The following is a 25,236-nucleotide window of genomic DNA, read 5'->3' as shown; positions in this document are numbered from 1 at the left end:
ACATAAAAAAGAATCCAGTTCAGTAAAGTATTATTTTCTTATTAAAACAGGATTATTATATGAGCTTAAAAGATAAAATCGAAGATATTTTCCCCCTCACACCCTTACAAAAAGGATTATTATTTCATTCCCTATATGAACCAGAATCTGGTGTTTACTTTGAGCAATTTCATTGCCGTTTAGAAGGAAATGTTTCTGTAATTGCAGTCCGCCAAGCATGGCAAACTTTAGTTGACCGCCATCCAATTTTACGGACTGCGATTATCACCAAAGGGCAAACTGAACCCGTACAAGTTGTATTCCGCAATCTCATATTTAAGATAGCAGAAGAAGATTGGCGTGGTTTAAGTAATTCCGCCCAAAAAACCCGCATGAGAGAATTTCTGGAAGCAGATAGACGACAGGGATTTATTCTTAATCGTCCGCCTTTGATGCGGGTAACCTTAATTCGTCTAGGCGAAGACTGCTGGGATTTAGTTTGGAGTCACCACCATCTAATTTTGGATGGTTGGTCTTGGCCAATACTACTACGTGAATTCTTGATGTTGCACAAAGCAGCTAAAGAAAATGTAGAAATTTCCCTGCCAAATGTGCGCCCTTACGGTGATTTTATTGCTTGGTTAAAACAGAAAAACCCCCAAGATGGCGAATCATTTTGGCGTGAATGTATGAGTGGTTTTGAAAGTGCTACTCCCTTGTTTATGTTGTCCAAAGCAAAGCCAGGTAGTGCTTTTGAAAGTGGAGAAATCAAACACCAATTATCGCCCGAAAAGACTGCTTTATTACAGAAATTAGCCCGTAATTGTAGTGTCACGCTCAACACTGTGATTCAGGGGGCTTGGGCGATATTACTTAACCGTTATAGCCGCAACACAGACATAGTTTATGGAATTACAGTAGCGGGACGACCCCCAGAACTACCAGAAGTAGAAGGGATGATTGGCCCTTTTATTAACACCTTGCCGTTTCGCGTCTTAATATCTGGCGAAAAAATCCTTGATTCTTGGTTGCAAAACCTGCAAGCACGCACAGCTTTAATGCGTCAGTTTGAACATTCCAGCCTATCAGATATTCAAGGATGGAGTGATGTTCCACGAGGACAACCACTATTTGAAAGTTTGCTGGCTTTTGAAAATTTTCCGGTTGATAAATCGTTAAAAACAGCAGATTTTGGGTTGAATGTTCCTGAGTCGTCTTTCTTTGAAACTACCCATTATCCCTTGACCCTAGTGGTTGTTCCGGGGGATGGACTCTCACTCAAATTAAGTTTCAATGCGAGTCGCTTTGATGCGGTGGCTATGAAATTATTGCTAGAGCAATTCTGCCATCTACTGTTTAACATGGCAAATAATGCTCAAGCACCTTTGCAGTCTTTATCGTTAATTGGTCATAAGGAATCGGTAATTGATAACAGGCTAATTACCAATTACGAATCACCAATTACCATCAGGGAAATGTTTGCAGAAACTCTAAGCAAATATCCAGACCGCATTGCTTTGACATTTGAGAATGAAAGCTTTACCTATGAAGAACTAGACCGCCGTTCTCACCATCTTGCTCGATATCTCCAAAAGCAAGGTATTGGTGCAGATAAACGCGTGGTGATTTGTCTGGAGCGCTCTGTTGAACTGATTATAGCTATGTTGAGTGTAGTTAAGGCAGGGGGTGTTTATGTTCCTCTTGATCCGACTTATCCTCGCGATCGCATCGAGTTTACCATTTCTGACTGTGAAGCGGAATTAATTCTCACCACAACTACCATCAGTCCCCAACTTCCAGAATCCACACTTAAAATTTGTCTGGATGGGGAAGATGCGCCCTATTTAACTGAAAGTAATGAACCTTTGATAGAGGATACTCTTGACCCTGACTCAGGAGCTTATATTATCTACACATCTGGTTCGACAGGGAAACCCAAAGGTGTATTAGTCACCCAGCACAATGTTACCCGACTATTCCGCAGCACCCAGCAATGGTTTGAATTCAACGAGCAGGATGTTTGGACATTCTTCCATTCCTTCGCCTTCGATTTTTCTGTTTGGGAGATTTGGGGAGCTTTGCTTTATGGCGGGCGACTGGTAATCGTTCCTTATTGTGTCAGCCGTAATCCCCAAAGCTTCCTTCAGCTGCTTCACAATGAGCAAGTTACTGTCTTGAATCAAACTCCCTCTGCTTTTGTTCAATTACTAGCAGCAGAATCGAGTGTGAGAGAGATTGTCTCTCCCCTACGGTACATCATTTTTGGCGGCGAAGCCCTGAATTTACCAAGTTTGCGTCCCTGGTTTGAACGTCATGAAGAAAATCAGACGCGCTTGGTGAATATGTACGGAATTACAGAGACAACAGTCCACGTCACCTATAGAGTTATTAGCAAAAAAGATATAGACGACTCATCTGGTAGCTTAATTGGTCAACCAATCCCCGATTTACGTCTCCATATCCTGGATTCTGATGGTAATCCCCTACCAACTGGAGTAATTGGTGAAATTTATGTTGGGGGTGCTGGAGTGGCGCGTGGTTATCTTAATCGACCAGAATTAACCGCAGAACGGTTTGTTGAAGATGCTTTTTCAGTAGATTCACTATCGCGCTTGTATCGCACTGGTGATTTAGGGCGTTTTATTGCTAACGGTGATTTGGAATATCTAGGACGCATAGATTATCAAGTGAAAATTCGCGGTTTCCGCATTGAAATTGGCGAAATCGAAGCCGTTATTTCCCAGTTCCCTGAGGTGCAGGAAACTATTGTTTTAGTTCATTCTGAAGCCCAAAGCAATCTTGACAATTCAGGTCATGTGGAAAAGCTAACGCGAAACCTAACCCCCCAGCCCCCTTCCCTACAAGGGAAGGGGGAGAATTCAAAGCCTCTCTCCTGCAAGAAGAGAGGTTTTCCAGAATCCGTGAAAAGTCTGGAAAGCAATCAACAACGCTTAATTGCTTATGTAGTTTGTACTCCTGGAAAGCAACCAACCATCGAAACACTGCGAAATTATTTGCAGCAGCATTTGCCAGATTATATGATACCGTCGCAGATTGTTTATCTGGAGCGATTACCACTGACAGCTAATGGTAAAATTGATCGCAAAGCGCTACCCGCACCAGAAATTAAACGGGAAAATCTCGAAGTTGCCTTTGTTCCTCCCGCTACACCCATCGAGGAAATTTTAGCTGACATCTGGCAACAAGTTTTAGGTATAAATCGCATCGGACGATTTGATAATTATTTTGTTTTGGGTGGCGATTCTATCCGCAGTATTCGCGTTGTTTCGCTCGCACAAACTCAAGGATTGAACTTAAAATTAGAGCAAATTTTTGCCCATCCTGTGCTGTTGGATTTAGCCACATTGTTGGCAAAATCAGAAGTAGTAGACAGCGATAAGATTGATGAAGAACCCTTCGCTTTAATTTCACTAGCAGATAAAGAAAAGCTCCAAAATTGGGCTGAAGATGCCTATCCTTTGGCACAACTGCAAGCAGGAATGCTCTTTCATGGTGAATATTCACAAAGTTCTACAACTTACCATGATGTTTTCAGCTTCCGAATTCGTATACCTTTTGATCTCAAAGTTTGGGAAGCAGCTTATACCCAAATGTTTGCCAGACATCAGATATTACGGACGGCATTTTATTTAGCTGAATTTAGTCAACCGATTCAGGCAGTTGTTAAAGAAGTAACTGCTAAAATTGTTTTTGAGGATTTAACTAATTTATCGCCCTCTGCACAAGATGATTATGTAAAAACATTTATTGCCAAAGAACGGGAAAATCGCTTTGATTACAAGAGTGCGCCATTAATGCGTTTTCATATTCACCTGCTGGATAAAAATGTGATGCAAGCATCTTTTACTTTGCATCATGCCATCATGGATGGATGGAGTTTAGCTAACTTTTTATCAGAATTAACAGGCTTATATCTATATCTACTTGATCGGGGTGTACCTATGCCACCAAATCCACCAGCTTTGAAATACTCTAGGTTTATTACCTTAGAAAAGCAAGCTTTGGTTGATAGTAATCAGCGAGAGTTTTGGCAAAATAAACTGGCACAAATGCCCTTCACTAGACTACCAAGGTGGCCGGGTGTGCTTCCCCTAGAAACAAAAATGGGGAAATTTGATCTCACTTTATCAGAAACAATTTCCCACAACTTAAAAGCTTTATCTAAGCAATTGGGTGTTCCTCTAAAAACGTTATTACTAGCAGTTCATCTCCAAGTTATTGGTTTTTGCTCTGGCGACACAGAAGTGGTTACTGGATTGGTGAGCAGTGGTAGACCGACAGAAACTGACAGCGATCGCGTTTTAGGACTATTCTTAAATACATTGCCATTACGCTTTTCATTACCAAGAGGTTCTTGGGCTGATTTGATTGCAGAAACTTGGCGGTCTGAACAAGAGTTAATGCCAAATCGTCGGTTTCCTTTGGCAGAATTGCAAAGGTTAAATGGGAATCAACCTTTATATGAAACATCTTTTAATTTTGTTCATTTCCACGTTTATCAAGGACTGCTCAATTGGCGGGAAGTAGAATTAATCCAGGCGGAATCTTTAGATGAAACAAATATTCCTTTTGCTGTCAGTTGGAGTGAGGAAGTAGGTGCAGGACTTCTTTCGTTTAATATCACCTATGATCGTCAACAATTTGATGATGAGCAAATCAAGAATGTTGCTAACTATTACCAAAGAAGTTTAGAGTCGCTAATTGCAAATCCACAGGATCATCGTGAATTAAGTATAGATAGTTCAATTCAAAATCCCCAATTCCCAATCTCCAATTTTCAATCCCCAATACATGAATTTTTCGCCCAACAAGCAGCAGAAAATCCTGATTTTATCGCTGTTATTTGTGAGGGAGAAAGTTGGACTTATGCCCAATTGAATCAAAAAGCCAATCAGTTGGCGCGATTTTTGGGTGAGTTTGGTATTAGTCTAGAACAGCCTGTAGGTATTTGTTTGGAACGTTCTTTAGACATGGTTTGCGCTATGTTGGCGGTTCTGAAGGCAGGTGGTTGCTATGTGCCAATTGACCCTGATTATCCATCTGTGCGTATTCAGTGGATGTTGGACGATGCTAATGTTAGTTTGCTGCTGTCTTGTTCTGATTTAGAAATGTGGAATGGGAAAAACGAACCGCAGAGTAACGAGAGTAAAACAAATTTTTTGGATGATTTTTGTCAAGTTATCTGTGTTGATATTTATAGGGAAGAAATTGCAGTTCAATCTGTTGAAGATTTACAAATTCAGGTTTTGGCTGACAATATCGCCTATATCATATTTACATCTGGTTCTACTGGACGACCGAAAGGTATTGCGATTTCCCATCAAGCTTTAGCCCAGCATCAGGCTTGGTTTTTAGAGACTTTTGGGGTGAATTGTGAGGATGTAGTGTTGCAAAAGACACCATTTAGCTTTGATGCTTCGGTGTGGGAATTCTGGACACCTTTGATGGTGGGGGCTAAACTCGTGATGGCGAAGCCGGGAGGTCATAAAGATCCGGCGTATCTAGTCAAAACTATTCAGCAAGAAAATGTGACTTTGCTGCAATTGGTGCCGAGTCTTTTAGAAATGCTCCTTGGTGAACCGGGATTTTCTGAATGTTCATGCCTGCGTTTAGTTTTCAGCGGTGGTGAAGCACTGAAAAGACGGGTGTGGGATGAGTTTAGAGAAGTTGCATCTAAATTGGTGAATCTTTATGGCCCGGCGGAAACAACTATTGATGTTGCTTTTCATTGTTGTGGAGAAAAGGAAATTACTGAGGTTATTCCCATCGGCAAACCAGTCAGCAACACTCGTTTATATATCCTAAATTCTCATCTGCAACCTGTGCCTATTGGTACACCGGGAGAATTATTTGTGGCTGGCTCCCAATTAGCCCGTGGTTACTGGAATGCCCCAAGCATGACCGCCGCGAGCTTTTTACCCGATCCTTTTGTTGAAAATGCAGGCAGTCGGATGTACCGCACAGGCGATCGCGCCCGGTATTTACCTGATGGTAGTATTGAGTTTCTAGGACGTGCAGATCAACAAGTCAAAATTCGAGGTTTCCGCATCGAAACTGGCGAGATTGTGGCAGCTTTAGAAAAACAAGCTTGGGTAGTTCGGGCTGTCACCAAAGCTATTGCTACTCCTGGTAAACCCAATCGACTAGTTGCTTATCTGGAACTGAAAACACCACCAACATCCTGGCAAACAGTTTTGCGATCGCAATTATCTGCCCTGCTCCCTGATTATATGATTCCTTCGGTGTTTGTCAGTCTCGATGCTTGGCCGTTACTGCCTAACGGGAAAATTAACCTTAACGCTTTACCCGCTCCTGATGAAGAGAATATCATAGCCCGTGAGGAATATATCGCCCCACAAACCAAAACTGAAGAGATTTTAACTAAACTTTGGCAGCAAGTACTACAAGTATCCCGTGTGGGAATTAAAGATGACTTTTTTGAACTGGGAGGAGATTCGATTCTTGCCCTGCAAATTATTGCTAAAGCACGCGATGCTGGACTTTCTTTCACGCCACAAGATTTGTTTAAAAATCCCCAAGTTGCAGCACTTGTACCTCATATTAAAACAACAGCAAAATTACCCAATGCTTTATCAATTTCTGTAGGTAGTGAAGTAGCGCTAACTCCTATTCAGCAATGGTTTTTCCAACAATCCTTAGAACATCCTGAATACTGGAATCAGACGGTTTTATTGGATGTCAAACCGGGATTTAATGCGTCACATTTTCAAACTGCATTAAGTCATATTGCCGCAAGTCACCCAGCTTTTCGCCTGCGATTCCGCCAAACTGAAACTGGGTGGATACAATGGTTAGATGATGATAGTCATGTTTTAAATTTTGATATTGTTAACCTGACTGCTATTTCTCAAACAGAATTACAAAAAATTGCCAGTCAATTTCAAGCACAACTTAATTTAGCCACTGGGCCTCTCTTTCGCGCCGTCTACTTCTATAATTATGAGCATAAATCCGATAAATTACTGCTAATTATCCATCACCTCATCGTTGATGGTATTTCGTGGCGCGTCATTTTGCAAGATTTAGCGATCGCTTGTGATGCTTTACAAAAGGAACAGGAAATTTCCTTATCTGCTCATAGTGTCGGTTTCCCACAGTGGACTCAACATCTACATACCCTAACTGAAAATTCTGATTGGCAAGAAGAAGTAGCTTTCTGGAAAACCCAACAAGTAGCTAATTCAGAATTCCCCCTTGATTTTCCTGATGGCATAGCAGAGAACACAGAAATTTCTGCCACTCAAATAGAATGCAATTTCAGCGAAGATCAAACTGATAGTCTCCTTTATGAACTACCACGCACTCACAAAGTTAGGATTCAGGAAGTTTTGCTGACAGTTCTTTTAGAAGTGGTGACAGAATGGACAGGTGAATCAAAAATATTAATTGCCCTAGAAAGTCACGGACGAGAAAGCGATTTTACTGCCATTGATGTCTCTGATGCTGTGGGATGGTTTACATCTCTTTTCCCCTGCAAATTAGAGAAAACTCAAAAGAGCAAATTCAGCAATTTAGAAAGCGTCAAAGAACAGTTGCGTAACTTGCCAAATAATGGCTTTGCTTACGGTATCCTCTCTCAAAACTCAGAATTCGCATCTATCTTACCGCCAATTCCCCAAGGCATCCTGTTTAACTATTTGGGGCAATTTGATGAAAACCTTTCCCAAGCAGCACCCTTTACTCCAGCTAACGAAGATGTCGGACTATCCCGACACCCACAAAATAGGCGGGCTTTTCAACTAGAAATTACTAGTTTAATTGCTAATGGCAAACTCCAAATGCGGTTTTGTTTTAGCAAAGCTTTACATCGAGAAGAAACGATTCGCCGTTTAGCAGATAGTTTTTCTAAACATTTACAGACTTTGTTAGCAACTAGCCGCCATCAAGAATACAGTTTAACATCTGCTGATTTTCCCCTCGCTAACCTTAATTCAGAACAACTGGTTATTGCTTTGGCGCGAACTACTGATGTGGAAGATATTTATCCTCTATCCCCTGTTCAGGAAGGAATACTTTTTCATGTAAATTATGAATCAGAAAAAGATATTTATTTGCAACAGGTGAGTGGTGAAATTGAGGGTTTTCTGGAAGTAGAAACTTTTAAAAAAGCTTGGGAATCTTGTATTAAGCGCCATCCTAGTTTACGCGCTTCCTTTGTCTGGCACGATTTACCTCGACCGTTGCAACGCATTCACCGCCGGGTGAATTTGCCTTTTGTCTATGAAGACTGGCGCGGATGCGATATTAATGAAGTAGCAATGAAATGGTCAATTCTGTTAACAACAGACCGTCACCAAACCTTTTCAACAGAAAGGCCCCCACTGATGCGGATGACGTTAGTGAGAACCCAAGAACAGAAATGGCAATTTCTCTGGACTCACCATCATCTCCTTTTGGATGGTTGGTCATTACCGCTAGTTTTCCGGGATGCGATCGCATTTTACCAAGCTAAAACAGAACGCCCAAATTTACCACAACCACCCATCTTCCGAGATTTTATTGCTTGGTTGCACAAACAAGAATCTGGTTTGGCAGAATCTTTCTGGCGCAAAGAATTAAGCGGTTTCCGGGAAGCAACTACTTTTGGTATTAAAAAACACTCTTCTGATGATTACCAAACCTTACAAACTACTATCCCCAAAGAAATTTACACTCAACTGAAAGCCTTTGCTCAAAAGAATCAAATAACATTAAATACTTTAGTGCAAGCGGCTTGGGGCATTCTTTTGAGCCGATATAGTGGTTCTGAAGATGTGGTTTTTGGTGTCACCGTGTCGGGACGTACTACCGAATTATCGGGTTTTGCAGAGATGGTGGGTTTATTTATTAACACCTTACCCTTGCGTCTGAAATTAGATGCAGCCACACCCTTGAAGCCGTGGTTAATAGAATTGCGCGATCGCATCTCGGCAATTAATCAATATTCCTTCACTCGTTTAGTAGATATTCAAGGATGGAGCGACATTAAGAGAGGAGAACCGTTGTTTGAATCCATTGTGGTTTACGAAAATTACCCAGTGGAAGAAAGTCTACGTCAAAATCCCGGAGAACTGGCGATCCATTCTGTTGAATCTTTGGAAAAAAACCATTACCCCATCAGTCTATATGCCTTACCAGGAGATGATTTGACGCTGAAAATCGCTTTTGGGCAGCAGATTGGGAGTGCAAAAACACGAGGAGATATATTACATCATCTAACCCAGATATTGACCAGTTTTGTTACCGAAAAACCGCAATTCATTGGTGAAATTGGTTTGTTATCGAAAGCCGAATTAGGTAAGGTAAATTACCCATTACCCATTACCCATTACTCCAATACTCCAATACATGAATTATTCAGTCAGCAAGCCGCTCAAACTCCCAATGCGATCGCTATTTTCCCCTCCCTAACCTACGCAGCTTTAGAACGCAAATCTAACCAAGTTGCTCACGCACTACTGCAACTTGCTGTGACGCGAGAAACCTTAGTGGCGGTTTGTTTAGAACGTCATGCAGGTTTGCTAATAGCATTGTTAGGAATTATGAAAGCAGGCGCGGCCTATGTACCACTAGATCCTACCTTCCCGCGCGATCGCCTGGAGTGGATGCTTGCAGATAGCGCGGCGGCTGTAATCATCACCGAAGATCAACTTGTGTCAACGCTTCCAGCATCATCAGCAAAAGTTCTGTTACTAGATTCGGTTTCGACCCAACCAGATACCGCACCACCTGCGGTTGCTGGTAACAACCACTTAGCTTACGTTATCTATACATCCGGTTCCACTGGACGACCCAAGGGAGTACAAATTCAGCATGAATCTTTGGTGAATTTCCTCCTCAGTTTCCAAGAAAAACTGCGACTGACTGCTGCTGATACCCTGGTTGCAGTAACTACAATTTCTTTTGATATTGCTGGACTAGAACTTTTCTTACCATTAATTAGCGGTGCAAAATTAGTCCTAGCTGACAAGGAAACTACCAGAGATGGATTTAAGTTAGCTCAACTAATGCAAACATCCCAAGCCACGGTGATGCAAGCCACTCCAACTACCTGGAGATTGCTCTTGGCTACTAGTTGGCAACCAAATGATAGTTTTCGCATCCTCTGCGGTGGAGAAGCTTTGCCAGTTGATTTAGCCGCCTCTCTTCTCAACTCTCAGGTGAATCTGTGGAATGTTTACGGCCCGACGGAAACCACAATTTGGTCTACCGTCAAAGAAATTAAGCTGCAACAGGATGCACATTCCATAGGTAGGGGAATTGCCAACACATCAATTTATATTTGGGATAATGCTGGTAATCCTGTTCCAGAAGGGATTGTAGGTGAGTTATTGATTGGGGGAGCCGGATTAGCACGAGGTTATCGCCAAAGGCCAGATTTGACGGCGGAAAGATTTGTTCCCAATCCCTTAGCCACAAATCCCGGTGAGCGATTATATCGGACTGGTGATTTGGCGCGTTGGCTACCCAATGGTGAAATTGAATTTTTGGGACGCATCGATTACCAGGTTAAAATCCGTGGTTTCCGCATCGAACTAGGTGAAATTGAAACCGTTTTAGAAACTCATCCTGCGATCGCCCAAGCTATTGTCCAAGCTATTGACAACACTGTAGCAGGTAAAAAGCTTGTTGCATATCTAGTTTTCAAATCTGAAGCTGAAAAACCTACTCTTGAAACTTTGCAATCATATATGTTGGCAAAACTGCCAGATTATATGCTGCCTGACTCTTGGATATTTCTAGATGCCATGCCTCTAACACCTAATAATAAAGTTGATCGCCTTGCTCTACCGTTACCAAATCAGTTTGATCATCAAGTTGATTATACAGCGCCGAGAAATGCGATCGAAGAAGCATTAATCTATATTTGGCAAGAAATTCTGCAAGTCGATAGGGTAGGAATTCTGGACAACTTTTTCCGACTTGGCGGACATTCTCTATTAGCCTCCCAAGTTCATGTTCGCATTAGAAAAGTATTTTTGATTGATTTAGAATTACGAGAACTTTTTGATACCGTAACAATTGAAAAAATGGCACAACTTTTATTGGCGCGAGAACCTCAAGTGGGACGCACTGAAAAAATAGCGAAAGCGTTTTTACGCCTCAAAAAAATGACACCAGACGAAAAGGCTCAACTTCTAGAAACAAAGCGAAAAATCAATTAAACATCATCAGGACATGGAGAAAATGGTAATAGATTGCTTTCCCCATTCCCCCAAATGAAGAAATTACTTGTAACTGGCTCATCGGGATTAATTGGCTCTGAAGTTTGTCTATATTTTGCCCATCAAGGTTGGGCAATTCACGGCATTGATAATAACCAAAGAGCTATTTTCTTTGGACCTCAAGGAGATACTCGTTGGAATCAAAAACGTTTAGTATCTGAACTTAAAGGCTTTATCCATCACGAGATAGATATTCGCGATCGCACTGCTATTTTAGACTTAATTGATAGTCTCCGACCAGATGCGATCGTTCATACAGCAGCCCAACCCAGCCACGATTTAGCGGCATCAATTCCCTTTGATGATTTTGAAACCAATGCTGTAGGAACACTAAATCTTTTAGAAGCAACTCGTCAATTTGTCCCAGATGCGCCTTTTGTGCATATGTCTACCAATAAGGTATATGGGGATGCGCCCAATGAAATCCCAATGGTAGAGTTAGCAAGCCGTTGGGATTATGCTGATTCTGTATATGAGCATGGTATCTCGGAATCGTTTCGCATCGACCAATCAAAACACTCTCTTTTTGGTGCTTCTAAAGTTGCCGCCGATATCATGGTGCAAGAATATGGGCGCTATTTTGGCCTAAAAACTTGTTGTTTGCGCGGCGGATGTTTGACTGGTCCTAATCATTCTGGTGTGGAATTGCACGGCTTTCTCAGCTATTTAGTAAAATGCAATTTAGAAGGTCGCACTTATCAGGTATTTGGTTACAAAGGTAAGCAAGTCCGCGACAATATTCATTCTTATGATGTAGCCCGCTTGATTGAGGAATTTATTAAAGCACCCCGTAGCGGTGAAGTTTATAACTTAGGAGGCGGAAAAGATAATACCTGTTCGATATTAGAAGCTTTTGATATCGTGGCTTCATTGACTAAGAAAAAAATGATTTCTGTGTATATACAAAAAAATAGAGAAGGGGATCACATATGTTACTATAGTAACTTACAAAAAATAAAAAATCATTATCCTAATTGGTCTATAACTAAGCCATTACAATTGATATTTCCAGAAATGGTTGCTGCTTGGTCTGATAAATTTATGTTGTTAAATAAGAGATAAGTAAGTAGGTACAATAAAAATAAAATCAAACTATGTGAAGAAAAATGAACTAAGCTAAAATCCTATTGCCTTATTCCAACGACAATTATTTACTCCGACTTACTTAACAGCAACTTTGATGTTATTCAACCAGTCTGCCTGATTCCAGAAAAAATCTACAAATAGGAATTTTTTGATGAGCAAGAATGATTTAACCGCAGTGAGGCACATTGAACGGGTTGAACAACCGACAAGAGAGGAATTTGAAAGGAATTTTCTCTCTCCCAGAAGACCTGTCATCATCACTGGTGCTATTAATGATTGGAATGCTCTCTCTTTATGGACTGCTAATTATCTCACTACTTTATTCAGTGATAAAGAGGTTGATATAAGTGTTTCTCAAAATAGTATTTTTACAGGAAACTTGGAAAATGGATTTGCTAATTTGAGACAGAAAATCCAATTTAGTGACTTCATCAACATCCTGGGTTCAAAAAATAAATTTGATAAATTCTATTACCTGCAACAACAGTCAATCCCCAGAGAATTTCCAGAACTATTGCAAGATATTAAGTTTCCAGAATATTTTGATGAAAAGTTATTTATCGATCCAACTATTTGGATTGGTTCTGGCGGTAACACATCTCCATTGCATTATGACGCAATGGATAACTTATTTATTCAAATTAGCGATCGCAAGCGTTTTCTGTTGTTTGACCCCCAACAAACATCTTCATTATATCCTTTTCCGGCTGGTTCAAAAATCCCCCACATGAGCCAAATAAATATTGAAAAGCCAGATTTGGATAAATTTCCCAATTTCCAAAAAGCCAAATATTTTGAGTGTATTGTTGAACTCGGTGAAATTTTATTTATTCCTGCTTTTTGGTGGCATCAAGTATACTCACTAGAAAATTCAAATCACGAGCTAAATATCTCTGTAAATTTCTGGTCTAAGCCACCTATTAGTCAATTTTTAACTCCTCCTGGGCGGAGATTGGCAGCACAAATACCCACTATTTTAAAGAGAGCTTTTAGTCGATGATTCTATATTAAAATGGTATAGTAAGCAATTTTTTTCAACCTCAGCACATTTGTTAATTTCCCTCCTGAAACCTTACAAGCCAAAAAATATACATCTAATTTATAAAATATGTATGTAACTAAACTAATTGAACTAATTCGGGAACTGCGTAATTTTACCCTCTTTTGGCTGGGGCAGTCTCTGTCTGAAATTGGAAATCGCCTAACAGGATTTGGTTTAGGTATCTGGGTTTATCAGAATACTCATGCTGTTACACAACTTAGCCTAGTTATATTTTTTACAACATTGCCCGGTGTATTGATCACTCCCTTTGCCGGTGCATTAATAGATAGATGGAATCGAAAATGGACAATTATTTTTAGTGAAATAGCTGCAGCTTTAATCACACTCACACTTGCTGTACTGTTACTGACTGGCAATCTGCAACTTTGGCATACTTATGTTTCTGCGTTTTTTAGCTCAGTCTGCGGTTCTTTTCAAATGACTGCCAAAGGTGCTGCTTTACCTTTGATGGTTCCTAGCAATCAGATGGGGAGAGCTAATGGCTTGATTCAGTTCAGCACAGCATTAGGACAACTGGTTGCACCAATCTTGGCAGGTCTACTCATTGCTAATGTACAACTTCAGGGCTTGCTGCTGATTGATTTGTCTACTTATTTAATTGCATTGTTAACCCTACTATTTATTCATATTCCTCAGCCGGAATCTAGTATTCTGTCAACAATGGGAATATCTACCATCATCAATGATATTGTTTATGGCTGGAAAAATATTTCTTCTCGCTTTTTCTTGCTGATTCTACTGTCATTCATGACAATTTATTTTTTTGTGAACGGCATGACTTCTGTCTTGATTAATCCCTTAATATTATCTTTCTCTTCAGCTACAACATTTGGTAGTGTAATGTCAATTGCCGGCTGTGGAATGGTTGCTGGCAGCATCCTTATGAGTATTTGGGGAGGAGGCAAAAAATCTATCTCTGCTCTATTTATATTTTCGGCATTAAATGGAATAGGTCTACTAATCACTGGCATTAAACCCTTTATTCCTACCATTGCCTTGGGCATTTTTATTTCATTTTTTACCTTGCCCATTATTCTAAGTACTAATAGTACGATGTTGCAAACTAGCATCCCCCAAAATGTTCAGGGACGTGTTCTTTCATTGTTCTACACTTTGGCAGGCTTGGGTGGGGCTTTGGGTAATCTTAGTGCCAGTCCCTTAACCGATGGATTTCTGGAACCTATGCTATCTAATGATGGGCTACTTGCTAGTACTGTAGGCCGGGTAATTGAAACCGGTTCAGGGCGTGGAATCGGTTTTTTGATGGTTCTTGAAGGGCTACTTCTTTTAATCATCTCAGTCATTCTGTACAGTTATTTGGGATTAATGCACATAGATGATAAGCTGTTAATAGTTGATGGAGAAACATTAGAAGACAAAATAATTAATCCTTGAGCAATGAGCTTCAATTAAGACTAAAAATCAACCACAAACCTAATCTAGAGATGCCATTAATCGCATCTGTCTCTACATCTGTAAAAATAATTCTGGATAGCATGAAAAATTTATATTATTGGTATTGGTCGAACAAAATTGAGGTTGCAAAGCAATCCTTTTTCCACTGTGCGGGACATCTATCACGGACAAGAATCGCAATTAAAGGAGTCAATAATCATCTGCAAATTTCGGAACACACAAAGATCACTAATTACGATATTGTGATCGCAGGCAGCGGTAATAGCTTAGAGATTGAAAACGATTGCTCTGCTAATGGCAATCATGTATCCCTCACAATGGGGAATGAAGGAGATTAAGACATCGATGAATAAGATATTGAGTGAATTCTTGCATTGGGGAGAGGGAAAGCGTCACTGGTCTGACAAAGTAGTTGTTCATAAACGAATCGAGATTAAAGGAACTAATAATCACATTGTCATAGGAAGTGGGACAAATCTCTATAATCTGCAAATTGTCATTCATGGGAACGACAATATATTATCGATTGGCAAGAATTGTGATATTGATGGCTTTGTAGAAATTTTGGGTAATAGTAGTGAAATGACGATTGGCAATCGAACCCACATTTCCAATGATGTGCGTCTCATTGCACATGGAGGAAAAAGCATCAGAATTGGTGAAGGCTGCATAATTGCTGATTTGACTGACATTCGTACAACAGATAGCCATTCAATTTTGAATACGGAAGGCGATCGCATTAATCCTGATGAAAATATTGAGATCGGCGATCGAGTTTGGCTCACCCGTGAAGTGATGGTGTTAAAAGGTGCAATCATCGGTTCTGATGTGGTGATTGGTCCAAGATCAATTATTACTAAAAAAATCCCACCTAACACACTTGCCATAGGAATTCCTGCCAAGGTGGTGCGGACAAATATCACTTGGTTGGTTAAATCAATATAGTGTTATTCCCTTCACATATATACAATTTCAATCAGTTTCTACAGTTGTTTTGTATTGAGTGAAATAGATGATAAATTGTTAAATACTTATGGAGAGTAAAGCGACGTGATCTGTTATTTAACAACTTCATAACCGCAACATCTTTCCCTTAATAGCTGTTGCTAGTATGTGATAAACAAATTCTGTTTTAGCATCATTGAGGTATCTTTAATGAATAAAAATTTCCTATCGACATAGCATAGGGGGTAACCACAGCCAAGCCCCGAATTCACCTATAGCGACCAATCAGGTGCAATCAATGGACAAGCCGCAATTACTATCAAAAGCAAATCCCCCGACTTGGTTAAAAATCTTAGTAATAATCCTCATCGGGTTAGGTATTTTCTTTCGCTTTGCCCATCTAGGACAAAAAACATACTGCTGTGACGAATCTTGGACATCTGTAGCAATTTCTGGTCACACTGTAGCCGAGCTAAAACAGGAAGTTTCTAATCATCAAGGCACAATTCCTATTACCATCTTCGACAAATATCAACACATTAATCCAGATCGGGGTGTGGCTGATACAGTGAATTACTTAATCACCTCAGACCCGCAGCATCCGCCCTTATATTACGTAATGGTGAGATTGTGGGCGCAAGTATTTGGAGATTCACCTACTGGGGTCAGGAGTTTATCAGCACTCATCAGTCTGTTGATATTTCCCAGCGTGTATTGGCTGTGTTTAGAGTTGTTTGAGTCTCCAATTGTGGGATGGGTGGCGATGGCGTTGATTGCCGTTTCTCCTTTGCAGTTATTTTTTGCTCAAGAAGCACGTCAATACAGTTTGTGGATGGTGGAGATTTTAGTATCGAGTGCTGCTTTATTGCGAGCTATTAGACAAGAAAATAAAAGAAATTGGGCTGTTTATACCCTGACATTGGACTTAGGATTATACACCCATTTATTCACAGTTTTGGTAATGATAGCTCATGGGATTTATGTAGTTATTCAACAAGAGTTTCGCTTCACCAAGACCTTACTCAATTATCTGCTTGTTAGTATTGCTGCCCTTTTAATGCTTTTACCCTGGTTGATTGTGATCATCACCCACATTAGCACAGCACTAGAGCTAACTTCAGGGTTTGCAGTCAAATGGATAAATAATCCCTTCGAGCTAATCGCTATCTTTCTGATTCGAGTTACCCGAACATTTTTCGATCTTAATTTAACCTCAGATATATTTACGTTTAATAGTTTTATTCTTGAAGGCACTTTATTTTATAGTATTACTGCGTTAATATTCAGTTTCAGCGTGATTATTTACTTAGGATTTTTTCTCAGAAAATTCCCAATTAATAAAACCAGTCTATTGATTTTTATATTGGGAGGATTTCCTAGTCTATTGTTAATAATATATGACCTAATTTCTGGAGGGACTCGCTCCATTCAAGTTCGCTACCAACTGCCTTTGTATCTCAGTCTAGAAATTATTGTAGCCTATATTTTAGCTTTTCATATTTTCCAAGAACATAACTGGCAGACAAAAATCCCTCAATTCCTAATAGTCGGATTGCTCATAGCCGGTTTAGTTTCTGATGCCAGATTTTTTCAAGTAGAGAATTGGTGGATGCAATCGGATGGAAAAGTTATCAGAGAAACTGGTCAAGTTCTCAATCAATCAGAGAGACCTTTACTGATAATTAATGATTCTCCTATTAATTTGGGAGGAATCCTAACCTTAAGCCTTTATTCACCAAAAGTTAGCCTACTTCCAGTAGCAAATGATAGTCTGTTGCTGATTTCTCCGAAATATAGTCATATTTTATTTATGCAAAATAATAGTAGTTTATTTCATCAAATAGAGCAAGATAAAACCTATTTTTTGAAAGTTATTAAAGTGCTTAATCTACCACCTGGAGGTTTATGGCAATTCGATAAAATTGAGCAATCGTAAACAGTAGAACTTGAGACTGTATAAGTAGTAAAAACTAAAACACTATAAGCCGAATGAACCAATGTCTTGAGATTAATATTCTAATAAATCGACTGCGCTTAAGTCTTCCTTGGCTGGTTGTGAATAGACTGGTTCGTTTCGCCATAGTAGGGTTAAGTGGTGTATTTGTAGACTTAGGAGGATTCTATATTCTGCATACTCTATTGGGTTGGATGTTAACTCCGAGTGCAATACTTTCAACAGAGGTAGCAATCATTAATAATTTTCTCTGGAATGATGTATGGACTTTTGGTGATGTATCTGTTCAGAAACAATTAGACAAGCGGTTGCGACGTTTTTTCCAGTTCAACTTAATTTGTTTTTTTGGACTGATTTTTAATAGTTTAATTGTAAATTGGCTCTTTTATAAATTCGAGATCAATGAATATATTGCAAAAATAGTAGCAATCGTTTGTGTAACTTTTTGGAATTTTTCGCTCAACTGGAAGGTGAATTGGCAAATAAGTGAGACAGAAGTAGATGTTTTGAGAGATAAGTCCATCACCTGAGCTAACTTGTTTGCTAACTCACCATTTTTAATTCGTAGGAATGCTCTATGCGTTATTTTGACGAATACTGTGAAGTACATTTAGACCCTAGCACAGCACCATATACTTGGGTGTTTAGGAGTGATGAAAAAATCTCCATCAGATTTGGTGTTCACTTATTTAAAAATCCAGATTATGGTCAGATAGTTTATGAATTGAATGATGGACAAGGATATTGCGATTCAGATCGAATTACGGCACAAGCTGAAAGCGTTATAGAAAATGGCTTCCAAATGTTCTCAGGCATCCTACCGCCTATGAGTAGCGGGGGAGGATATCGTTACAGTTTAGGTTATGTCGATACATTTGGTAATGAACATACAAGCACGCGATCGCATTTTTTGTTAGTCTGTGATCAAGCACCCCGCTCAATGGCTGAAATCCCATCTGTATTTCTGGGCTATGTAGATAATCAGCCTTTATATGGACTAAAACCAAAGGTTGCAATGACATCTAGTCCCGATGATTGGGAAGCACGTTTATTTTACTCAATCATGATTGATCGATTTGCTCGCAGTGCAGACAGCAACTACACTGGTCTAAGTGCAGTCAAATATGATCCGACTTCACCCTATACAAGTCATGGTGGGACGATTCGGGGTGTAATTGAGCAGATAACATACTTGAAGTCATTGGGAATTCGAGCCATTATCCTCAGCCCTGTCTATGTCAACGCTGCTGATGGCTATCATGGCTATCATCCCATCCACCTATTGATGGTTGATCCACGTTTGGGTACACTTATGTGTCTGCGTGAACTGGTGAAAACTGCTCATGAAGCTGATATTGCTGTCATTTTAGACGTTGTTAACAACCATATTGCAGATAGTATTAACTGGGAAGAGTATGGGGGGCCACCAGGGGGAGAGTTCAAGTATGTGCAAGGTGATGGCTCTGCGGTTATGCCTTTTCCTATAGAAGCCTGTAACACATTACTCTTCCACGGGCCTGAATACACTGATATGGTAAATCAAAGGCTCTTTGGCTTCTTAGAAGATTGGCGAACAGAGACAAGCTACGTCCGAAAATTACTGATTCAACACCTAAAATACTGGATTGCAGAAACAGACATTGATGGTTTTCGATACGATTCAGCACGTCACGTTGGTCTTGATTTCTGGGAGCCTTGCGTTGAAGAGATATCAAGGTATGCTGCCTATCTTGGAAAAAAGCAGTTTCTGCAAATAGCCGAACACGCTGGTAGTACTCACGAAGAAGTAATTGCCTACAATGGAGCGAAATTTTCAAATCTGATCGACTACCCAACCTATTATGCTATCAGGCGTTCTTTGGCTGATGGTAATTGGCTAGGGGGTTTTGCAGATTATTTTTGTGGTTTTTTAGAGCCATCGCACCCATATTATGCTGGTTGGCGGAATAATATTATGTTCCTCGATAATCAAGACACAAGTAGAATTTTCCATCACTTCTTAAGTTGTCTAGGAAATCAGGATGAAGCGCGAGTCCGGTTATATTTTGCACTTGCTTGCTTAATTTTAGGGCCGCAAATACCTTCTATCTATCAAGGAACAGAGCAAGAATTTTCTGGCGCTTTAGGGATACATCAACACCAGGATACAGGTGAGTGTATTGGTCATGATTGCTATGTGCGGGAAGATATGTTTGATAACCCTGCATGTGTATGGGAATTTGGGCCGATTAACCGCAAAAATTTTGAACCATATAATAAAAACCACCCAAGTTTTTTACTAATTCGACAGCTTGCCGAAATTAGGTTTCAAAATAGACTAATTCATAGTGGAAACCGCACTCTCTTATGCTCTAGGAATAATGGTCTCTGGTGTGTACTCATTCATGGTGCAGAGGATGAACAGCCGCTTTTTGTTGCGATGAACCTGGGGTCTACACCAGTAGTTGAGGAGGCTTTAAAGATTCCTAATTGGTACGGCAAGTTCTGCGGAGTCGATATGTTGATTGCTAGATCGGGGGGAGTATTCTATCTTGTGGAAGGTGGTATGCGAATTAAACTTCCACCATTCACATTTGTCTTAGGACGACTATTACAGGTGACAAGTAAAGCTCAAGAATAGAAGCAAGTTTTATTACCTTTTTAATCCCTACATGGGGGTAACATTGCCTGCTGAAGATTCAAAATCAGGTACATTATAGTTCCAAGTCTCGGATGCCAGGGTATTGGGAGCCAATAAATGCTGTCATTAATATAAAACACCCGATGATTACGAATAATAGTCCAATCCCCCGACCAGGCCCAGAACCAATTATTTGGCCAACTAGCACTTGAGACCAAACTCCATCAAAAGCCATCAGTGGCTCGAAAACATAGTCAGCTAGGGGGCCTGCAACGATCGCAGCGAGCGGTATAGCCGCCCCCCACATTGCTCCGGTTAATGCAAATACTCTTCCCTGTACCGACTCGGCAACTTTTGTCTGCAAAATAACTTGCACTGAGCCATTGATGAAAGGCGCAGTCAGGAAGAAAAGTAAAGTAGCGATCGCAATTTGGATAATAGAAGGCCGTAAACCCGCAAGGGCAATGCACACCCCACTTACCGACATAGTGATTAGAACAGGGCTGATTAAGTTATGCCAACTATTCTTCCATGTGCTCATTACTATAGCCCCCACGAACATACCAAGACCGCTAAGAAATGCAATCTGTCCTAAGCTAGTTGGCGTAGTTAATGAAAGAATTAGGGGAAAGCTTAGTACACTCACGAAGCCGACCAAGAATTGATAAATGGTGAACAGAAGCACAAAGCTGAGTAGTCCAGGACGCTCTGTTAAATAAGTCCAGCCGTAGAGTGTTTCTCGCAAAAATGAGGCAGGCGGAGTGGACTCATTCGCTTCAGTAGCCGGGCTGATCTCAGGGAATCGCACCAACAGAAGCGGAACAAGGGCAACCAGTAAAGTTGCGAAGTCGATGATCAGAATGCCTTTTTGCTTAACAATAGCCAGTAAAATACCTGCTAGTAAAGGCGAAATGATTTGCTGAATGCCCATGCCCAATTGAATCATACCGCTCACCCGTGCTAAATCCTCTTGAGGCACCAAAGAGGTAATGGAAGCTTTATAAGCAGGCGTATGGAAAGCACCGATGGTGGAAGTTATGATATTTCTGAGATAGATGTGCCAAATCTCTAATTGACCAATACTGATTAGTAGTATCAGAATTAGGGTACACAGTCCTTTACAGACATGACTAATAATCATGATCCAGCGACGATCCCAACGATCGACTAATGTGCCTGCTATTGGCGAAATGACGATGAGCGGTATCGTACAAGTCAGGGTAAGGAAAGCAAATTGAGTGGCAGAGCCAGTTTGCTGAAATACCGAGATATCCAGAGCAAACCCGGTCATAGACACGCCAATCAGAGAAATTAGTTGTCCTAACCAAATAAATGTGAAAATACGCATTTTTATGTATAAAATTATGATTTAGTTGTCGTTCTGTATTATATGTATACTTGGTCAAGTTGAAATGAAAGTATTACTTATTTTAACTAAGACGAAGTGCGTAAACTCTAGATCACGGAGTAGATATACATAGATAAAGTTAGCGATCGCTAGTAGGGGGTAAATTTTCTTTTGAACCTGTATCTGATTAATTTCTACCGCAATAAATAGAGGGCGTAGTTATGAAAATCCTTAAAACTATAAAAATTTATATAGTCTACAAATGAATCGATTCAGCTTGAAAGCGGTTAAACGGTTTTGGGCGATCGCTCAACTCTATTGGTTAAGCAATGAAAAACGAGGTGCTATAGGTTTACTTGTGCTTCTCGGAGTTTTATTGTTAGCTACCACTCAAGTCAAGGTTTTCTTAAATACTATACAGGGAGATTTAATTTCTGCCCTTTCCGCCCATAATAGTACTAAATTCTGGCAAGGTATACTAGTTGCCTTCGGGGGAATAATTGTTTTTGGTTTCCTGAATTCTGGCTATGGTTTTCTGCGAGAGACAATCGGCATTTATTGGCGACGATGGTTGACCCATCATTTACTCAATCAATATTTCCAAAATCGCGCTTTTTATGATCTGAGTAACTCTCATAAAGAGATTGATAACCCAGACCAACGTATTTCTGAAGATGTTGCCAATTTCTGCCAGCAATCTATTCAGTTGCTGGTGAATTGTCTGGAATCTGTTTTTGTAGTAATTGCTTTTAGTGTCATTCTCTGGTCTATTTCCAAAAATCTAGTTATTGCTCTGGTAGTTTATTCTATTTTAGCCTACGCCATAACTATTGGGTTCTATGGCAGAAAATTAACGCAACTGAATTTTGAACAACTAAAAAAAGAAGCTGATTTTCGCTTTGCTTTAGTCCGCATCAGAGAGAATGCTGAGTCTATTGCCTTCTATAACGGCATCCTTCAGGAAGCTAATAAAATTAAACTTATATTTAATGCAGTTTTTCATAACTTTAAGCGATTGATATTATGGTCAGAGGTGTATTTAAACATATTTAAGTATCAGTTTGGTTATCTCCCCTGGATCATACCAGCATTTATTTTAGGAAACCAAATTCTGTCAGGTGAGACGGAGGTGGGAAAAGTCACAGAAGCTGGTGGTGCCTTTGGGCAGGTTGCTTTTTCTGTGAATTTGATTATGTATCAGTTTGAAAAATTTACTAAATTTGCTGCTTCAATTAATCGCCTATACGTATTTTATGAATATCTCAAACAGCCAAGCAAAGCAATAGCTAATTCTAGGACTATTGATATAGTCATAGACAGCCGTTTAGCCTTGGAAAATCTGACTGTCGAAACACCCAATTATCAAAAAACTTTATTTAGCAACCTTTCTGTAGCACCGCCAACAGGACAGGGATTACTAATTATGGGAGATAGCGGTTGTGGCAAAAGTTCTTTGTTGCGTGCCTTAGCTGGTTTATGGAATTCGGGAACAGGTGTGATTGTTCGTCCAGAATTAGAAGAAATGCTATTTTTACCGCAGCGTCCTTACATGATTTTAGGGACTCTTCGGGAGCAGTTAATCTATCCTAACGCCAAGGTTAATCTGAGTGATGAAGAACTTCATCAAATTCTCCACAGAGTAAATCTGTCAGACTTAGCAGAACGGTTTGGTGGTTTTGAGGTCGAGCAAGATTGGAGTGATGTTCTTTCTTTGGGAGAACAACAAAGATTAGCTTTTGCTCGGCTTTTAGTTACGAAACCAAAATATGCAATTTTAGATGAAGCGACTAGTGCTTTAGATATTAACAACGAAGAACATCTTTATAGTCTTTTAGTAGAAACAGAGACAACCTTTATTAGTGTTGGTCATCGCCCTACTCTCAAAAAATATCATCAGGTCATTGTTAATCTTTAAATTTGTCTAACTAGCAGGATATTTTCTATGAGTCGTGTTATATTTATGAACGTTTCCGCTGTCGGGCACGTTATTCCAACCTTTGGATTAGTGACGGAGTTGATGAAGAGAGGTGAAGAGGTAATTTATTACGAGGTTCCCCATTTTCAACAAGAAATCGAGTCTTTTGGAGCTGCTTTTCGTTGCTATCCTCAACTCAATCCTCAGACAGCACCACCATCTGAAAATGAAATGTCTCTAGTGCCCTCTCTAACTTGGTGTACTCGTGAGATGCTACCAGCACTCTTAGAATCAGTGCGTGCAGAAAAGCCAGATTATATTATTCATGACTCTCTCTGTCTCTGGGGAAGGCTAGTAGCACAGTTGCTTAATATTCCTGCTGTTAATTCCATTGCTACAGCCGCTTTTACTCCCGAAAGTTTCTATGAATGTCCTTGGCTGAGGAAGAAACTACCACGATTCTTAAAAGAGGCGGCTGTCGGGATGAAGCACTATCGTCAACATCAACGTGAGTTACGAGCAACTTATGGTGTACCTCCAATTAAATTTGTTGACACCTTTACTAATATTGAACCTCTCAACATTTGTTATTTACCCCTAGAACTCCAACCTTATAGCGGTAAATTTGATGAACGCTTTCATTTTGTTGGCCCTTGTAATCCAGTACGGGCAGTGGAATATGATTTCCCAATGGAGAAATTGAATTCATCCAAGCTCATCCTGATTTCATTTGGGAATATTCACGACCCAGGTTTGGGATTTTACCATAAATGCATTGAGGCTTTTGCTAACACAGATGCTCAGGTGGTAATGGTGTTGAGTCCAGCAATAGAAGTCACACTTCTAGGAGATATCCCAGAAAACTTTATCATTCGACCTATGGGAACTGTTCCCCAATTAGAAATATTAGAGCGTGCCAGTCTATTTATTATGCATGGTGCAGGCGGTGGAACACGGGAAGCTGTCTGGTATTCGGTGCCAATGATTGCAGTACCACAAACTTATGAGCAAGAAATCATTTCCCGCCGCATTCAGGAGCAGGGTGCAGGAATTATGATGATGTTAGAAGATATAACTTCAGAAGGCTTGCGCCAAACGGCGAAGCAAATTTTTGATAATAACTCCTTCCGAGTAAATAGTGGTCGTTTGGGTGACGCTTGTCGTGCGGGTGGCGGAGTAAAGCGAGCGGTAGATGAAATTCTGCGATATGTTTGTGAACAGAAATCTTCACAGACATTAGAATCTATATCGAATGGCACTAAGAAAAGCTGAAACACTTGCGGTTTAAGCGGTCTGTAATTGCTTACGTAATTCATGCCGGGGTTTGGTCCTTAAGGGGTAAGCTTTCGGGCGACGTTTACGAACTCGTGGTTCATTTCTAGCAGGACGGTTGGGAACAGGCTTGTGAGCAATAACTTTCAGTAAAGTGCGATAAAGTTGGTAACGTTTTTGAGAAGAAGCAGCCTCTAATTTGGGAATAAAGTTAATTAAATGATGACGAGTACCTTGCAGTGATAGGCGATTTGGAGGGGTATTATAAGTAGTGCCAGCCGACCACATCAAACTACGAGGGGTAAATATAGCGAAGCTGTCATCAGGGGCAAGATAGACTGAAAACTCTTATTATATATAGGTTTCAGCGATGTTTGAGTAAAATTGACACC

The 25,236-nt window shown here is 40.2% G+C and carries 13 protein-coding genes; 11 read left to right on the top strand and 2 right to left on the bottom strand.

All coding sequences use genetic code 11. From position 1 onward, the window contains the following. Positions 1 to 59 precede the first annotated feature (59 nt). The 9 genes from V7K62_RS10345 to V7K62_RS10305 all read left to right on the top strand — a co-directional run bounded on the left by V7K62_RS10345 (position 60) and on the right by V7K62_RS10305 (position 20,309). Positions 60 to 11,165 carry an amino acid adenylation domain-containing protein gene (locus V7K62_RS10345; RefSeq protein ID WP_334863849.1) on the top strand — a complete coding sequence of 3,702 codons (11,106 nt, stop codon included), beginning with the start codon at positions 60 to 62 and terminating at the stop codon, positions 11,163 to 11,165. 54 nt (positions 11,166 to 11,219) lie between these two features. After that, positions 11,220 to 12,287, top strand: a complete 1,068-nt coding sequence (locus V7K62_RS10340) for an NAD-dependent epimerase/dehydratase family protein (protein WP_334863848.1) — start codon at positions 11,220 to 11,222, stop codon at positions 12,285 to 12,287. Positions 12,288 to 12,462: 175 nt separating this feature from the next. Next, positions 12,463 to 13,311: a cupin-like domain-containing protein gene (locus V7K62_RS10335; RefSeq protein WP_334863847.1), complete on the top strand. Its 849-nt coding sequence runs from the start codon at positions 12,463 to 12,465 to the stop codon at positions 13,309 to 13,311. Between the two features lie 108 nt (positions 13,312 to 13,419). Further along, entirely contained in the window at positions 13,420 to 14,769 is a 1,350-nt protein-coding gene (locus V7K62_RS10330) for an MFS transporter (protein ID WP_334863846.1), read from the top strand. After that, the gene (locus V7K62_RS10325) at positions 14,766 to 15,128 is read left to right on the top strand and encodes a hypothetical protein (RefSeq protein ID WP_334863845.1); all 363 of its coding nucleotides are present in this window, start codon (positions 14,766 to 14,768) and stop codon (positions 15,126 to 15,128) included. Before V7K62_RS10330 ends, V7K62_RS10325 begins: the two co-directional genes overlap by 4 nt. A gap of 7 nt (positions 15,129 to 15,135) precedes the next feature. Then, positions 15,136 to 15,735, top strand: a complete 600-nt coding sequence (locus V7K62_RS10320) for an acyltransferase (RefSeq protein WP_334863844.1) — start codon at positions 15,136 to 15,138, stop codon at positions 15,733 to 15,735. Between the two features lie 298 nt (positions 15,736 to 16,033). Next, positions 16,034 to 17,671, top strand: a complete 1,638-nt coding sequence (locus V7K62_RS10315) for a glycosyltransferase family 39 protein (RefSeq protein WP_334863843.1) — start codon at positions 16,034 to 16,036, stop codon at positions 17,669 to 17,671. A 119-nt stretch (positions 17,672 to 17,790) separates the two neighbouring features. Then, positions 17,791 to 18,219: a GtrA family protein gene (locus V7K62_RS10310; RefSeq protein WP_334863842.1), complete on the top strand. Its 429-nt coding sequence runs from the start codon at positions 17,791 to 17,793 to the stop codon at positions 18,217 to 18,219. Positions 18,220 to 18,266: 47 nt separating this feature from the next. Then, positions 18,267 to 20,309, top strand: a complete 2,043-nt coding sequence (locus V7K62_RS10305) for an alpha-amylase family glycosyl hydrolase (RefSeq protein ID WP_334863841.1) — start codon at positions 18,267 to 18,269, stop codon at positions 20,307 to 20,309. A gap of 73 nt (positions 20,310 to 20,382) precedes the next feature. On the opposite strand, the gene V7K62_RS10300 is transcribed toward V7K62_RS10305, so the two are convergent. After that, positions 20,383 to 21,657, bottom strand: a complete 1,275-nt coding sequence (locus V7K62_RS10300) for an MFS transporter (protein ID WP_334863840.1) — start codon at positions 21,655 to 21,657, stop codon at positions 20,383 to 20,385. A 262-nt stretch (positions 21,658 to 21,919) separates the two neighbouring features. Between V7K62_RS10300 and V7K62_RS10295 the strand changes: the two genes are divergently transcribed. Further along, positions 21,920 to 23,572, top strand: a complete 1,653-nt coding sequence (locus V7K62_RS10295; RefSeq protein WP_334863839.1) for an ABC transporter ATP-binding protein/permease — start codon at positions 21,920 to 21,922, stop codon at positions 23,570 to 23,572. Positions 23,573 to 23,599: 27 nt separating this feature from the next. Continuing rightward, positions 23,600 to 24,844 carry a macrolide family glycosyltransferase gene (locus V7K62_RS10290; RefSeq protein ID WP_334863838.1) on the top strand — a complete coding sequence of 415 codons (1,245 nt, stop codon included), beginning with the start codon at positions 23,600 to 23,602 and terminating at the stop codon, positions 24,842 to 24,844. Between the two features lie 12 nt (positions 24,845 to 24,856). On the opposite strand, the gene V7K62_RS10285 is transcribed toward V7K62_RS10290, so the two are convergent. After that, a complete protein-coding gene (locus tag V7K62_RS10285; protein ID WP_334863861.1) occupies positions 24,857 to 25,132 on the bottom strand; it encodes a hypothetical protein in 276 nt (91 codons plus the stop codon). Positions 25,133 to 25,236: the final 104 nt, after the last annotated feature.

This window comes from Nostoc sp., assembly GCF_036917935.1.
GTDB lineage: Bacteria > Cyanobacteriota > Cyanobacteriia > Cyanobacteriales > Nostocaceae > Nostoc.
Note: the sequence above shows the minus strand (reverse complement) of the source record. Positions and strands in the feature narration are given on the sequence as shown.

What these genes read in the sequence shown, in the direction of transcription:
- V7K62_RS10345 (WP_334863849.1), top strand. Translation starts at nt 60, where the DNA reads ATGAGCTTAAAAGATAAAATCGAAGATATTTTCCCCCTCACACCCTTA.
- V7K62_RS10340 (WP_334863848.1), top strand. Translation starts at nt 11,220, where the DNA reads ATGAAGAAATTACTTGTAACTGGCTCATCGGGATTAATTGGCTCTGAA.
- V7K62_RS10335 (WP_334863847.1), top strand. Translation starts at nt 12,463, where the DNA reads ATGAGCAAGAATGATTTAACCGCAGTGAGGCACATTGAACGGGTTGAA.
- V7K62_RS10330 (WP_334863846.1), top strand. Translation starts at nt 13,420, where the DNA reads ATGTATGTAACTAAACTAATTGAACTAATTCGGGAACTGCGTAATTTT.
- V7K62_RS10320 (WP_334863844.1), top strand. Translation starts at nt 15,136, where the DNA reads ATGAATAAGATATTGAGTGAATTCTTGCATTGGGGAGAGGGAAAGCGT.
- V7K62_RS10315 (WP_334863843.1), top strand. Translation starts at nt 16,034, where the DNA reads ATGGACAAGCCGCAATTACTATCAAAAGCAAATCCCCCGACTTGGTTA.
- V7K62_RS10305 (WP_334863841.1), top strand. Translation starts at nt 18,267, where the DNA reads ATGCGTTATTTTGACGAATACTGTGAAGTACATTTAGACCCTAGCACA.
- V7K62_RS10300 (WP_334863840.1), bottom strand. Translation starts at nt 21,657, where the DNA reads ATGCGTATTTTCACATTTATTTGGTTAGGACAACTAATTTCTCTGATT.
- V7K62_RS10295 (WP_334863839.1), top strand. Translation starts at nt 21,920, where the DNA reads ATGAATCGATTCAGCTTGAAAGCGGTTAAACGGTTTTGGGCGATCGCT.
- V7K62_RS10290 (WP_334863838.1), top strand. Translation starts at nt 23,600, where the DNA reads ATGAGTCGTGTTATATTTATGAACGTTTCCGCTGTCGGGCACGTTATT.
- V7K62_RS10285 (WP_334863861.1), bottom strand. Translation starts at nt 25,132, where the DNA reads ATGTGGTCGGCTGGCACTACTTATAATACCCCTCCAAATCGCCTATCA.